This window comes from Mucilaginibacter paludis DSM 18603, assembly GCF_000166195.2.
In the GTDB taxonomy this organism is placed as follows: domain Bacteria; phylum Bacteroidota; class Bacteroidia; order Sphingobacteriales; family Sphingobacteriaceae; genus Mucilaginibacter; species Mucilaginibacter paludis.
Map to the genome: position 1 here is coordinate 5,986,883 of NZ_CM001403.1, position 13,790 is coordinate 6,000,672.

General features: G+C 44.3%; 13 protein-coding genes and 1 pseudogene. 6 read left to right on the plus strand and 8 right to left on the minus strand.

What is annotated here, in order from left to right:
* Nucleotides 1-125 precede the first annotated feature (125 nt).
* Nucleotides 126-785, minus strand: a complete 660-nt coding sequence (locus MUCPA_RS25115; protein WP_008510186.1) for a YceH family protein — start codon at nucleotides 783-785, stop codon at nucleotides 126-128.
* Between the two features lie 93 nt (nucleotides 786-878).
* On the opposite strand from MUCPA_RS25115, the gene MUCPA_RS25120 reads away from it, so the two are divergent.
* Both MUCPA_RS25120 and MUCPA_RS25125 read left to right on the plus strand, forming a co-directional pair.
* On the plus strand, nucleotides 879-1,709 hold the full coding sequence (locus MUCPA_RS25120) for an MBL fold metallo-hydrolase (protein WP_008510187.1): 831 nt from the start codon (nucleotides 879-881) through the stop codon (nucleotides 1,707-1,709).
* Nucleotides 1,710-2,056: 347 nt separating this feature from the next.
* Complete coding sequence (locus MUCPA_RS25125; protein WP_008503844.1) at nucleotides 2,057-3,295, plus strand: IS4 family transposase; 1,239 nt, start codon at nucleotides 2,057-2,059, stop codon at nucleotides 3,293-3,295.
* A 356-nt stretch (nucleotides 3,296-3,651) separates the two neighbouring features.
* Here the strand turns inward: MUCPA_RS25125 and MUCPA_RS25130 are convergent, their stop codons facing one another.
* The 3 genes from MUCPA_RS25130 to MUCPA_RS25140 all read right to left on the minus strand — a co-directional run bounded on the left by MUCPA_RS25130 (nucleotide 3,652) and on the right by MUCPA_RS25140 (nucleotide 6,592).
* Nucleotides 3,652-5,205 carry a malate:quinone oxidoreductase gene (locus MUCPA_RS25130; protein ID WP_262493012.1) on the minus strand — a complete coding sequence of 518 codons (1,554 nt, stop codon included), beginning with the start codon at nucleotides 5,203-5,205 and terminating at the stop codon, nucleotides 3,652-3,654.
* 299 nt (nucleotides 5,206-5,504) lie between these two features.
* Nucleotides 5,505-5,834 (minus strand): hypothetical protein, encoded by a 330-nt coding sequence (locus tag MUCPA_RS25135; RefSeq protein WP_008510190.1) that lies wholly within the window; start codon nucleotides 5,832-5,834, stop codon nucleotides 5,505-5,507.
* Between the two features lie 98 nt (nucleotides 5,835-5,932).
* Nucleotides 5,933-6,592 (minus strand): DUF4136 domain-containing protein, encoded by a 660-nt coding sequence (locus tag MUCPA_RS25140; RefSeq protein WP_008510191.1) that lies wholly within the window; start codon nucleotides 6,590-6,592, stop codon nucleotides 5,933-5,935.
* A 490-nt stretch (nucleotides 6,593-7,082) separates the two neighbouring features.
* On the opposite strand from MUCPA_RS25140, the gene MUCPA_RS25145 reads away from it, so the two are divergent.
* A complete protein-coding gene (locus tag MUCPA_RS25145) occupies nucleotides 7,083-7,409 on the plus strand; it encodes a hypothetical protein (protein WP_008510192.1) in 327 nt (108 codons plus the stop codon).
* Nucleotide 7,410: 1 nt separating this feature from the next.
* Nucleotides 7,411-8,295: pseudogene (locus tag MUCPA_RS25155) on the plus strand (zeta toxin family protein).
* Between the two features lie 64 nt (nucleotides 8,296-8,359).
* Here the strand turns inward: MUCPA_RS25155 and MUCPA_RS25160 are convergent.
* Together MUCPA_RS25160 and MUCPA_RS37900 are read right to left on the minus strand one after the other, a co-directional pair.
* Complete coding sequence (locus MUCPA_RS25160) at nucleotides 8,360-10,306, minus strand: DUF3857 domain-containing protein (RefSeq protein WP_008510193.1); 1,947 nt, start codon at nucleotides 10,304-10,306, stop codon at nucleotides 8,360-8,362.
* A 387-nt stretch (nucleotides 10,307-10,693) separates the two neighbouring features.
* Nucleotides 10,694-10,846, minus strand: a complete 153-nt coding sequence (locus MUCPA_RS37900; RefSeq protein ID WP_157543985.1) for a hypothetical protein — start codon at nucleotides 10,844-10,846, stop codon at nucleotides 10,694-10,696.
* A gap of 55 nt (nucleotides 10,847-10,901) precedes the next feature.
* On the opposite strand from MUCPA_RS37900, the gene MUCPA_RS25165 reads away from it, so the two are divergent.
* Both MUCPA_RS25165 and MUCPA_RS25170 read left to right on the plus strand, forming a co-directional pair.
* Nucleotides 10,902-11,141 carry a DUF6364 family protein gene (locus MUCPA_RS25165; RefSeq protein WP_008510194.1) on the plus strand — a complete coding sequence of 80 codons (240 nt, stop codon included), beginning with the start codon at nucleotides 10,902-10,904 and terminating at the stop codon, nucleotides 11,139-11,141.
* Complete coding sequence (locus MUCPA_RS25170; protein WP_008510195.1) at nucleotides 11,141-11,554, plus strand: type II toxin-antitoxin system VapC family toxin; 414 nt, start codon at nucleotides 11,141-11,143, stop codon at nucleotides 11,552-11,554. The genes MUCPA_RS25165 and MUCPA_RS25170 overlap by 1 nt, the downstream gene beginning before the upstream one ends.
* Before the next feature lie 126 nt (nucleotides 11,555-11,680).
* Here MUCPA_RS25170 and MUCPA_RS25175 read toward each other — a convergent pair whose 3' ends face one another.
* Nucleotides 11,681-12,259: a nucleotidyltransferase family protein gene (locus MUCPA_RS25175; RefSeq protein WP_008510196.1), complete on the minus strand. Its 579-nt coding sequence runs from the start codon at nucleotides 12,257-12,259 to the stop codon at nucleotides 11,681-11,683.
* Nucleotides 12,256-13,392: an XdhC family protein gene (locus MUCPA_RS25180; RefSeq protein WP_008510198.1), complete on the minus strand. Its 1,137-nt coding sequence runs from the start codon at nucleotides 13,390-13,392 to the stop codon at nucleotides 12,256-12,258. The genes MUCPA_RS25175 and MUCPA_RS25180 overlap by 4 nt, the downstream gene beginning before the upstream one ends.
* Between the last annotated feature and the right edge of the window lie 398 nt (nucleotides 13,393-13,790).

Below are 13,790 nucleotides of genomic sequence, written 5' to 3' on the forward strand. Positions count from 1 at the left end.
TCGCATGCATAGGAGATCCCTTCTTCCAAGATGATATAAGCGGAGAATGATTGACAGCATCCCAAATAAACATTGCGAAAATCAATCGATCATTCAAAAATCAATCACTCAAAAAATCAAAAATATCAACCCATCAGTTCTTTCATCAGTTTATCAAAAGCTTCCTTAAGTTCCGCTAATTCGGTCTCCACTTTGGCCAGGCGGGTTTCCAGCTCGGCGGATGGGCGGCTGCCGGATGTTGGTTCGTCGGCTGTGTCATCATCGTTGATATCGGGTATTCCGGATAGTAAATGGGCGTAGCGCACTTCTTTTTGGCCGGCACGCCGCGGCAGTTGTACTACATAGGGCGGCTCGTTGCTGGCTAATTTTTCCAGCACCGTTTGTACTTCATCTAACGATTCAAACTCCCATAAACGGCCAGAGTTGGTGTTCAGCTCGCCCGGTGTTTGCGCACCACGCAGCATCAGCAGGCAAATCAAAGCTACCTCGGCAGGCACCACCGGGAAAACGATGGCAAAATTGTGCTTGTATTTTATGGCCCGGCTTGAGCCACCGGTGGCGGTTGATATTAATCCGCGTCGTTTTAACTTGTCTAAGGCCAGTACTACGGTTTCATCATCATAATTAACTACCGGCTTGCGCGATGTTTTTTGGTTGCAGGCTGCCGTTAAGCTATTGATAGTCATGGGATAATAGTCGGGAGTGGTGCGGCATTTTTCCATTAATACGCCTAACACACGAAGCTCGGTAGCTTCAAGTACAGGTAAAGTTTGGGCTTGATCCATCCGCTAATATAAACATTGGTTTAAGCCGTCGAAAAAAAGGAATGGATTTTTTATTTACTTGCTAATATAATTGGCAAAAATCGGTTACTTTGTATGGTCATGTCGTTGTTCATCACATCACTCAATTCGGGAAGTAATGGTAACTGTTACTATGTTGGTAACGAGCAGGATGCCATCCTGGTAGATGCCGGGATATCATGCCGCGAAACCGAAAAGCGCATGCAAAGGTTAGGCCTCAGCATGCATAATGTGAGGGCCGTTTTTATTTCGCACGAGCATTCCGATCATATCCGTGGCTTACCCGTGCTGGCCAAAAAATACCAGCTGCCGGTTTATATTACGCCGCGCACCTTGCAGTATGGCGGTTTAGCGTTAGACGAAAATTTGGTGATTCCCTTTCGGGGATATGAGCCGGTGCGGGTGGGCGATTTGCTGGTTACCGCGTTCCCTAAACTGCACGACGCTTCCGATCCGCATAGCTTTATCATTAGCTACCGCGATGTTAAGGTTGGCGTTTTTACCGATATAGGTTCGCCCTGCGATAATTTGATTTCGCACTTTGCGCAATGTCACGCCGCTTTTCTGGAAGCTAATTACGATGAAGCGATGCTGGAGCAGGGGAGGTACCCTTATCATTTAAAGCGGCGCATCCGGGGCGGTAACGGCCACCTCTCCAATAGCCAGGCACTTGAAGTATTTAAGGTGCACCGGCCATCGTTTATGAGTCATTTGCTGTTGTCGCACTTGTCGAAGGATAATAACTGCCCCCAGTTGGTGCAGGATCTTTTTAACCTGCACGCCAACGGTACCAATATTATTATTGCCTCGCGTTTTGAGGAAACCGCAGTTTACCGTATTACCGGCACACCGCAATTGCACCAGAGCGAGTTTTCGATGATGCCGGTGCAGTTTTCGTTATTTTAAAGAGAGTAGGGGCCTATAGTTTTAGTTTATCTGCAGGGATTTCAGGTTGTAAATTTAGTTATTAAGTATTTGATTGTAAGTGCGTTTGTTTGCTCCTGTAAACAGTGTTCTTTAAAAGCGCTGGCGCGTGTGCGATTCCCCTCTCGAGAGGGGCGGAGGGGTGTGTTTATACGAGCGATAAGCAAATTACGAAAAGTGCGTCGCGCGGCCAAACACCCCCCCTGCCATTGCGCACCGTCTGGCCCGCCCCCTCTCGAGAGCATAGCCGTCAACTTTAGAAAAAAAAGGGATAAAATTTTTTTAGAGCAAGAATCGGAACTGCAAAATTGCAGTCATTATTCGAGCGAATGAGTTCGGAACTATTTGAACCAACGGTGTTAGATGGCCTGGCCCGTAAAACAGAGGCTATACAACGCAAACGAAAAGTGGGAGGCAAGGAACTATTGGATATGGCGTTATTTGATGGAGATCAATCGTTTAACGGCATGAGTATGCAGTTAATGCGGAGGGATGGGCTTGATATTTCGAAGCAGGCATTGCATCAAAGACATCACAGCAATATGACAAAGTTTGTACAAGCCGTTTTTGAGCAATTAATAGCAGTTGAGTTACCGCAAGAGCAAACACAGGGCTTGGAGATCCGTATCAAAGATTCTACCCGTTTCGCGTTGCCGGAAGTTATTGCAGAGACATTCCCCGGAACAAAAGGAAGTGGGATGAAAGCGGGAGCATCTGTACAATTTGAATTTGAAATCAAAAGTGGTAAAAGCGATATCAAAGTAACTCCGGCCAACGCAAATGACCAGGGTGAGAGTCATCTGGACAAGGCATCAATTCAGCCGGGGGTATTATATATGAGAGATCTGGGTTACACTCACTTGAGTTATATGAACAATATTAACAAAGTCAAAGCTTTCTTTATTAATAAATTATGTCCGAAAACAACGATTTATCTATTAAAGGACGACCAATACCAAAAGTTAGAGTTGTCGAAACTACAAGGCATAACCGGCGTATTTGATCAACAGGTATATATCGGAGCTGATAAGATGCCGGTAAGGATAATAATAGAACCGGTAAGTGAAGAGCTCAAGGCAAGGCGGATAGCCAATACTGAAAAGTACAATAAAAAGAAAGGCAGTACCACCAGTAAGGGATTCAAAGAGCGGGCAGGGTTTAACTTTATTGTTACCAACCTGGTGAGCGAAAAATATAGCGCTGAATTGATCCAAAAGTTATATCACCTGCGATGGCAGATAGAATTGGTTTTTAAAGCATGGAAGTCGTTTTTAAAGATACACACGTTCCCCAAAGGAAGTTCGGATCGTATAACCAGTATATTATACAGTAAGTTGATCTGGGCAGTTTTGAGTTGGAAAATATGCATGGCTATCGGTAAGATAGGTCAAATTAGTGTTTTAAAGGTGCATCGACTAATCGCTTCTACGAAAGAAGAATTGCGAGCGCAGCTTTTAGGGATATGCTCAAAGTGGTTAGCTCTGTTGGAGAAATTAAACTTAAAGCACCTTTCAAAAGAGCACAGAAAACATAGGTTAAAAATAGAAGAAATTGTAATAAGTATTTGATTATTAGATATTTAAATACTATATTTAGATAGTTAAACAAAAATAAGAAAGGCGGGGTCATCTAAACCTCCCCGCCTTAAAAAACGAAAAATATGAGAGTAAAAATACATAGGTTTGCCCATGCGGGCAAACCGCGCCTAAAAATTAAATAACTGAAAATCAACAATATATGAGTACAGCTACTTAAATTGACGGCTATGCTCTCGAGAGGGGAGCCTGAAAAAAAGCCACAGCCCGTGCGATTCCCCTCTTGAGAGGGGCGGAGGGGTGTGTACTATGCGAGCGATGTAAAGATGATAAGCAACTCTATTTGGCAGAGTTGCTTATAAAGTTGAACCGTAATTAGTTGATCAAAATCAAGCTGTTTCCAGTGTAACCAGGTTTAAAACCTCGCTTGTACGGGCCCTGGTTTCTTCTAACAACTGGCTATTTTCAGCTAAGGATTGCCCGTAAGAAGGGATCATTTCCTTCAGTTTGGTTTGCCACTCGTGGGTATACAGTTGGCTGGCGAAGCAGCGTTTCAATAAATCGATCATGATAGAAACCGATGTTGACGCGCCCGGAGAGGCACCTAACAGGGCGGCAATGCTACCGTCGCCTGCGGTTACAACTTCTGTACCAAACTCTAAAATACCGCCATGTACAGGGTCTTTTTTTATGACCTGCACACGCTGGCCGGCAACTTCCAGTTCCCAATCTTCCATTTTAGCGGTTGGGCAGTATTCCTTCAGCGCCTCTAAGCGGTCTTCGGGCGATTGACGCACCTGATCAATCAGGTATTTGGTAAGCGGAATATTATCTAAACCTGCCTTCATCATCGGCAAAATATTATTGGCCTTGATGGAAAGCGGCAGATCTAAAAATGAACCGTGCTTTAAAAACTTGGTTGAGAACCCGGCATAAGGGCCAAACAACAAAGCTTTTTTACCATTAATCATCCGGGTATCCAAATGCGGTACCGACATAGGCGGCGCGCCCACCGAGGCCTTGCCATAAACCTTGGCCTGGTGCTGTTCAATTACCTCGGGGTTAACACATTTGAGCCATTGGCCACTCACCGGGAAACCGCCAAAGCCTTTCCCCTCTGGTATGTCTGATTTTTCGAGTAATGATAATGAGCCACCACCAGCGCCGATAAATATAAATTTGGTAGTTACTTTGCGTTTCGCCTTGGTATTAATGTCTCTTACCGTCAGAATCCAGTTATGGTTTTCGTCTTGTTTCAAATCGCACACCTCATGGTTCATGTGCATGGTTACGCCTGGCTGCGCCGTTAAATAGGTAAACAGGCTGCGCGTAAGCGAGCCAAAGTTTACATCGGTGCCAATTTCCATCCGGGTGGCAGCTACCTTTTCTTCGGGGTTACGTCCTTCCATAATTAACGGAACCCACTGCTTAATCAACTGATGGTCTTCGGTATATTGCATGCCTTTAAACAGGTGGAACTGCTCTAAGGCTTTATGGCGTTTGTTTAAATAGTCAACATTATCATCGCCCCAAACAAAACTCATGTGTGGTATGCTGCGGATAAATTTCTCTGGCGACTCTACCAGTTTTTGTTCTACCAGGTAGGCCCAAAACTCTTTTGATACCTCGAAAGATTCGGCAATGTTAACAGCCTTGCTGGTTTCGATGGAGCCATCAATTTTTTGCGGCGTGTAGTTTAATTCGCAGAGTGCCGAGTGTCCAGTTCCGGCGTTATTCCATGCATCCGAACTCTCACCGGCCACAATATCAAGCCTTTCAAAAATTTCTATAGTCAGATCTGGTTGTAGTTGCTTTAACATGGCACCTAATGTAGCGCTCATAATGCCGGCACCTATCAAAACTACATCAGGGTTTTCTACAGATTTATTTTTTTTAGTCATGTTGGTTGTTAAGAATGCAAAGTTAAATCGATTTTCTAAAATTATTCTAAAAAAAATTAACTTATTGGTATGATTATGACAATCTTATTAAAAAAGACCGAGTATCCGGTAGGGGAAGTATGGTTTTGACTGGTCGGCTTCTGCTTGGTGAGTATGCAAAGCTCTCTCCCCAATATTTCTATCTGGCCTTTCAAAGTGCCAAAATATGGAGAGGTAGTTTATAATGAGTTTTTTTAAGTTATTGATTATCAGTATAGATATTCAGCCCCACCCAAACCCTCCCCGGTAGGGAGTGCTTTAAAAAAAAGTCTCCCCAACCGGGGGAGATTAGAGGGGGCTTATTAATCCAGGCTATCGATAATATCCTGGATAATGGCCTTGGCGTAAACCGGATCGGGTCTTTCCGCATCAAATGGCGCTATAATAATCTCGGTCCAGATACCCGCGGGCGATAGCGGCAGCAGGCTTTCCTCTAAAATAAACCAGCCCTCTTTGCCATCCCAGGTTAAACGCAGGGCATCCTCGTTGTTCGACCAGATGATGTAACAGCTGCCATAAACCAAATCATCGCTTTGCTGATGCACAACCTCGTAGCCTTCGGAGTTAAAACGATCTGTTAACCGCCCGGCCAATTGTTGCCAGGTTTGTTTTACGATATCTGGTGACTCCATATTTTTTTTGCAAATAAAAATGTTATCCCTGTTGATCGGCGGTTCGTTAAAAACACGCTCATCCAACGGGGATAACACAGGTAAACCCTCTTTTTTTGTTATTGCCCCGGCGCGGCGTTAATCAGGCCATCCTTCACCATCCTGTCGTAAATAGCATCAATATAACCCTTTAAAAAGCTTTTGATATTACTTGGATCATAAGTTTTAGATTGGGCCGTCCAGATCAATTCTTCCGTTTTGGCATTATAAAGGTTGGTTTCTATATAATAAACCTTGGTTTGGTCGTAATAACCCGGGTTGTAAACCTGTGGGTACCAGTTGTTATAGTAGCTCCAAAACCTGTTGTAATACCCCCAGCGCATGCCCGGGTTCCAATAGCCGCTGCCCGGCACATAGTGGGTTTCGGTTTCGCGGCGCAGCAGGTTAACTGTTAGTATACCATCGGCATTGGTTTCTTGTATTTTGCCTAACACCAAATCGCGCTGCTGACCGCTCCGGGTGCTAAATGTAGGCGGAAAAACATCCCCGCTTTTGGTAACCTTTAAGCCTTTTTGCTCTAACAGGCTTTGCAAACCGACCTCAATGGATTGTTTGGTGCTTACCTCGCGCGTTAAAGCGGCGATGAAAATATGGTGAAAACCATTGGCAGTGGCCGCCGGCTTGCGCCACGAACTGCTAACCATGGTTGTTGTGCTGCATGCGGCCAACATGGTCGCAATGACAAGGCAGATGGCTGATTTTTGGAATATAGCTTTCATGGTATTCTTTGTTTATAAATTTAAAACAAGAACAGTTGAAGTAAGTGTATTGTTTTTTAATTATAGGGGGGAGGCTGTTGCAGGTGGCATGTTACTGAAGAGCAGCAGATGGGGCTCGGTATGTAGACCTCAAAGCCTAAATAATAATTTTGCGGCAATCCTGAAAAACTAAATATTCAGTGCCATTACTTCTGTTTGAATGAACGATCCTCAAGCAATAAAACTATTTTTTGGCGTAGCGAAAGCTTGTATGTTTTAAACAACAGCTGATATTGGGGAAACATAAGGTATGCCTTGCGCTTTTGCGATGTGGTATCTCGTTTGGCAGATTTCGCCTATTTAAAATAAGAACAGCATATTATCTCTATAATCATTAAGATGATCATTAGCGATATCTATATACTTGGTGAGAAACAATCTTTTCTTTCGTTCCGATTCTCGTTTGATTTTTTGTAATGGTGTAATTTTTGTATTTTTGATTTAAACCACAATGAAAAGAATAAGGAGCTATCGACCACTGCCCGCGGGTTTCACCGTAAAACGGCAAAGCAATCCTGCGGTGTTTCTAAGCAATTCATCTCTTGATTGGTACAAACTGACTGAAAATACCCGGCATGTATTGAATGGCTTGATGACCAGCAGCGCCAAAAAGCAAATGGAGGAAGCCTTAAAGGAACATCCAGATCTTGACCGTTTAAATGGTTACAAAACCATTAGTGGCATTGTTGGAGAGATCAGTCGAGACCCCAAAAATTTCGAGTCTATCGAGACGATGAAGCAAATTATAGAAGAATATGCTCCCCTGGAGATAGTTTAATATGCCGGATTTAAGTGATCTGGAAAAGCTCTATTCTCTTGATGATAAGCAACGCAAAATTATCGGTGAAATCATTGTTGCCGATTTTACTCGCGGAGTTAAGCCTGTTGTAGACCCTGTGGTCATCATTTTAGGTGGGCAGCCTGGCGCTGGTAAATCTGAGCTGATTACACAGGCATAGACCATAATCGGAAAAAATGCAGTAACATGCAACGCCGATGACTTTCGCGATTATCATCCTGAGTCGGACGAGATTAAAAAACTGTACGAAAATTATTATCCTGAAATTACCGTTAGATATTCGCAGCCTTGGAATAACCAATTGAAGGCGTATTGCGAAGAGCATCGCCTGAATTATATTCTGGAAACAACCTTTTCTTCTGGTGATTGGATGAATAATACGATTAGTGATTTGAAAAGTAAAGGCTTTGCAGTTTACGTGATGGTATTAGCTGTCAATAAAAGACTGAGTTTTTTAGGAACAAGGCTTCAGTACGAAGGCATGAAAGCGATTGATGGCTATGGCCGTTTGGTGGACGAGGATATTCATGATCAAAAATACGAATTGGTTTTAGCTACATTGGAAGCTGTTTGTCGGAAAGGGCTATATGACAAACTATTCATTTTTGGAAGAGCAGGTCGTCAAAAGGTCAAGGGTATGCATAATGGTCTGATCAAGATAAGCGAAAATGGCAAAACCCCTGTTGCAGATTATATTGCTGAAAGAGAAAAAGAATGGTCAGACAATGATCTTCGTTTTTTTAATGACGATGTCCTACATCTTATCCGCTTAATGGTTGACCGTAAACCGCCCTATAGCGATATCAAATACATTTTAGATACTTTCCAAGTTGGATTGGGTGATAAAAAGTTAACCGGTCGCTGATAATTCATTTTCGCGCTAAATGATGGATAGCTAATTAATCGAACTCATTATCTCCAAACTCCACTCAGCTTTTTTTAAACACTATAGGCTCGTTCAGCATGCTGTACATCTTTTTATAAAACTCCCGAATAGCGGGATACTGGCCCACACTAAAGGTAGACCGCGTATAGGTGATGTTGTAATGCACCTGCAAGGAGCCGTTAAGCAGGCCAGCTACACGTTTAAATACGATGCTTTTATCGGGCATGTTTAAAACCATGCTTTTAGGCAAAGCATCAATATTGTAGCCTGGCGGTATTTTATAGGTACCATTAATGATGTAAGCATTACAATAGCCAAAATCAATATCCGAATTGCGCTTCTCGCCTAAAAAGGGATTGCTGTGCAGGGGCGAAAACAGGTTGGGGTTAAAGTAGATATACTGATCATCGGCAGCGGTTAGCTCCTGTACAAAATTGAAGTTTTGGGTTAGCGGCAGACTGTCAACCTCCATGTTCTCAAAAACCGGTTCGGTTATTTTTAAGCCGTTATTGTTATCTATCAAATGGTTGATATACTTTTCGGCCCCTAACTTTTTTTGTAAAGCCTGGGTAAAGGCTTTGTTATAGCTATAGTTGGCAATCAGGGTGCTGCCGGATACCTTATGATCGGCGGTTATCGCGGCATCGATGATCACAACTTCTTTAGCGGGTATTTCGTTGGTTAAAAATTTGGCCCTGGCCATACCGTCCCGTTTTTCCGGATTGATCACAATGCCGTAGGTGTTTAAAAATTCCGCAGGCACCTCGTTATAAAGGTTGTATTGGCCGGCTGCGTCGAGCACATAATATTTGCTGGTATCGGCAGTGGGGATGTAATCAACAGTTACGTTGGCTTGGTCGTACTGCCCGTATTTCGGGTTAATCACGCCATTATTGCGTGTGCTCACCAGCATGGGGTATACCTTTACGCCCGATTTTTTGAGCAAATTATAAAGTATGATATTGATCTCGGCCGAGTTGCCTGTTTTTTTGCTCCAGGCTGCTTTTACGCCTTTATCCGTAGCCCAATCGTTAACCTTGTTCCAGGTAACGCTTTTTTTAACTTCGGCAAACAGATAGGCTATTTTTTCGTCGTCGGTGGCCAGGCTTTTGGCTTTTTTAATCAGCACATCCTGGTCGCTCAGGCTTTCGTGCAGTTGGTCGGCAAAGTAAACTTTAGTCATCATCTCGCGTACAATTCTTTCCCAGGTATCGTTAAAGCGAACAAAATCCATCCCGCTTCTGAGCGATTTCAGCTGAAAATAAATGCCCTGTTTGTTTTTTACGCCCGGTGTAACAAATGGCTCTTTGGCGTACGAAGGCAGATTGGCTTTGGCCCACCAGCATTGCCTGTCGCCTTTGCCTAAAAAATTGCCTGTTACTACGCTGGTATCTTTAACAAAGGGCTGGTAGCCCGTAGTAATAATATTGTAAAGCGTGCTGTACGATATTTTGGCAGCTAACTCGCTGTAGCGAACGGGTATATCCTCCTGGAAAGCCCAGCCCACAAAATCATCGGCTGAACTGGTTACCAAGCGGTACTTGTACTCCAAAACACTGCCTGGCTTAACCTGCGGGAATGCAAAAACAACGGCCCTGCGGTTTTTATCAATTTGTTCGGTATAAATTTGGCTGGGCTCCACTTTGGTAGCCACTATCTTGCCATCTTCCAGGTTGATGGTTTCGGCCTCCAGGTTGCTGATCTGTTCCAGGCCATCGCAGCTATAATAGGTAATCCGCACGTTGGCTGCATCTTTGCCGGCCTCAGTAAATATTTTTATCCGCTTAAAGTAATTGATAGCAACCGATTCGAGGCTGGTAACCGCGTCGCCTTTATCTAAAAGTACCATAGCGCTGGCCCCTTTTTCAAAATCACAATCTTTTAAAAGCAGGTCGTCCATGCTTACCTGGTCGTAAACGCCGGTAGTTTGGGCATGGCTTTTATAGTTGATAAACAGAGCGAGGCATAGTACGGCAAACAGGTTTTTCACTTATAGATATTTGGCGGTGAAAATAATAATTAGCGGGGATATTTGATGGAATAATTATAGCAGAACATGATATACTTTACTACAAGATAAGCTTACCTTAGTTTGATCATTTTTAAGGTGGTACATATCTTTACATAGAACACAAGTGTTATTGACATTAAAATTAAAATATTTTAAGGCCAATGGCTTTTGTGGCATTAAAAATCTATTTTAAAAATATGTTTCGCCTTAAAATCTGCTAATTTTAATGTGCAATACCAAAATGACCTTAAGTCTTGGTAAACTTTAGAAACCTATAAAAGTTTCACTAAGAGATCATGACCTCATTATCCAACCAAACCCTCGTAATCGCCCATGGTATCAATATCAACTCCACCGTTGGTAAAATCAATAAGCGCGGATCATCAGCGTATAGCGGGCTAACAATTTTTTTGCGCTCTCGTGGCCTTGTAGGCTGAGCAGTTCGGCAAAGTATTTCCGGCTGAACAGTACAGGCACGCGCACGCTATGGTGCCTTTGTAGGTGCACGCTATAATTCATTTAATAATTTGAAATTTCTTAAGCACTACGTATCTTTATATAAAACGCACGTATTATGACGACGAAACTAACATTAACAGTAGAAGCGGATGTGATAAAAAAAGCCAAATTGTACGCTAAGCATACTGGCAGAAGTTTATCAGAATTGATTGAAAACTATTTGGAAACCCTTACTGAAGATCAACCTGCAATGCAAATTTCTCCAAAACTGAAAAAGCTCGCTGGTTCGGTTACCCTGCCTGCAGATTTTGATGAAAAAAAAGAACTGCGTGCCTATTTTGAAAACAAGCATTGATGAGAAATGTATTTGTAGACACCAATATCCTTATCGACTTGCTGGCTCATAGGCCGCCGTTTAGCAAGTTTGCCATAGCCCTTTTTGATATGGCGGAAAAGAAAAAAGTAAAGCTTTTTACCTCCTCACATGCTTTTGCTACCACACATTATTTATTAAAAAAACATGTTGAGGAAAAGGAATTAAGGGAACTGTTATATTCCTTATTAGATTTTATTGATCTGGTGGCTATCGACAATACCATTATTAAAAAAAGTCTCCTATCCAAACATAAAGACTTTGAAGATGCTATTCAGATCGTTGCCGCAGGATCTGTGACTGCTATAGATTTTATAGTGACCAGGAATTTAAAGGACTTTAAAGATGCCGAAATAAAGGTGTTGCCACCCGATGAAGTGATGGCATATTTGTAAGATAAGCCTGCAAAGTAAAATAACCGGGTATGTAAATTTATCGCCGGGCTAAACATACTTCTCTCCATCTCTCAAAAGTGGAATCGCACCGGCGGAAATCATTTTTCCTGCATCTTCAGCCCATAACTATCCAACCAAACCCTCGTAATCCTCCATGGTATCAATATCAACCCCGCCGTGGGCAAAATCAACAAGCGTGGTATCATCCGCGTAGCGGGCCAATAATTTTTTAGCTCCTTCGTGGCCTTTTAAGCTGAGCAGTTCGGTAAAGTATTGCCGGTCGAATAGTACGGGTACGCCTGCGGTGCCATTGTAGGTGCAGGCAATAATGCCTTTACCGGTTTCTTGGCGCTTGTTAAGCAGGCTGGTAAGCAGTTGGGCATTGGCAAAGGGCTGGTCGCACAGCATCATTAGTGCACTGTCAACCTCCGGGTTTTGTTGTAACTGGATGATGCCCGCGCGGATAGATGATGCCATGCCTTCGGGCCAGTCGGCATTATGGATAACCTGGATCGCGTGGCCCTCAATACCCGGCTCAATGGCGGCGGTATGTGCGCCCAATACCAATACTATAGGCTGGCATCCGGAGCCTGTTGCCGCTACCAGGGCATGTTGCAGCAGGGTTTTGCCCTTATAGAGCAGGTTCTGTTTGGGCTGACCCAGGCGGCTCGACTGGCCCGCGGCTAAGATAACCAGGCCCGTCATTTTACTTCCGGTTCGGGTGTGTGGATGGCCATGGCCTTTTGCTTGAGCGAATAACCCTTTCTGCCCGATAAAACCGCCTTAATTTCGGCCACAATGGAGAGCGCTATCTCTTCGGACCCTTCCGATCCGATATCCAGGCCAACCGGGCCGTAAACATTTTGCAGCTGTTGCGGTGTGATGCTCATGCCGCCGTCTTCCAGCTCGGCAAGCATGCGGTCGAGTTTCTTTTTGGGGCCAAGCACCCCTATATAAGGCATCGCCTTGGGTAAAAGCTCCTTTAGTAAGGCTATTTCGTAATTGTAATTATGGGTCATGAGCACTATGGCGGTAAGGCCGTCGGCCGCTATTTTTGTGAGTACCTGTTCGGGTTTGGCCACAATTACCTGTTTGGCTCCGGGGAAGCGCTCTGGCAGGGCGTAATTGGCCCGCCCGTCAACAACGGTAATATCCCAACCCATCACGTGGGCCAGTTGGTTTAGGGGGATGGCATCGTTCCCGGCGCCAACAATAACCAGGGAGATTGCAGGTTTTAAATATTCAACAAAGCCGGTGTATGCTGTTTGAGCGAAGTATGTTTTGGTGATGGATTGTGCCGACCGGAGTACCTGTAAAGCATCGTTGGTTAAAGCGCCCTTCAGCACCTCATCATTTAAAGGGCTAAAAACGGCTTCCCCATCCGATAACAGCAGGCAGGTGCCGGGCTGCTCCGCCTTGCGGTTTTGCAGCGAAAATAAAGTAACCAGCACCGCGTTTTGCCTTTTGCTTAACGCGATGCCCAGCAGTTGTATCGGGTTGTTGCTGTTTTGAGGATGGATGGGCTCGATCAGGATGTGGATAATGCCATTGCAGCCCAGGCCCACGCCTAATTTGGCATCATCATCGTCCATGGTATCGTAGGTAACCAGCATAGGCTGTTGCTGTGCCATTACTAAGCGCGCCTTGCGCAGGGCATCGCCCTCCAGGCATCCGCCGCTGATGGCGCCGGTAAGCTGCCCGTCGTCGGTAACCAGCATACGGGCCCCGGCCCGCCGGTAAGCCGAGCCCTCAACCAGCACCACCGTAGCCAGGGCGGTTTGCTTACCCTGTTCACTGGCCAGCGCGTAGGCCTTTAGAATGTCTTGTATTTCTTTCATATACTCTTTTTTTGAGTCTGGAGTCTTGAGCCGAGAGTCTTGAGTCAAATCAATCAACTATCCAATCAAAAACCAACAATTCAACATTCGTTCAATCATTCAGCACTATCCATCCATTACACCAATCAAAAATCAATCATTCAATAACTCAATCAATAACTTCAACACCCCTCTAAAAATTTGTCATCCCGACCGGAGGGAGGGAACTTCTGCACTCGATAAGTATACCGCATGCCCGGCACCCGCGGCTCTGCTCCAACCAGATTTGACAACTTTTTAAAAGTTGTCAAATCTTTTACCGTCCGGTTTCTACGCTGGCTAAGCATGGCGCAAGGCCTGTCGCCCGTAAAAGGCCGCCGCTCCGTGTTTCGACGGGCTTATAATGACGTATTATTAAG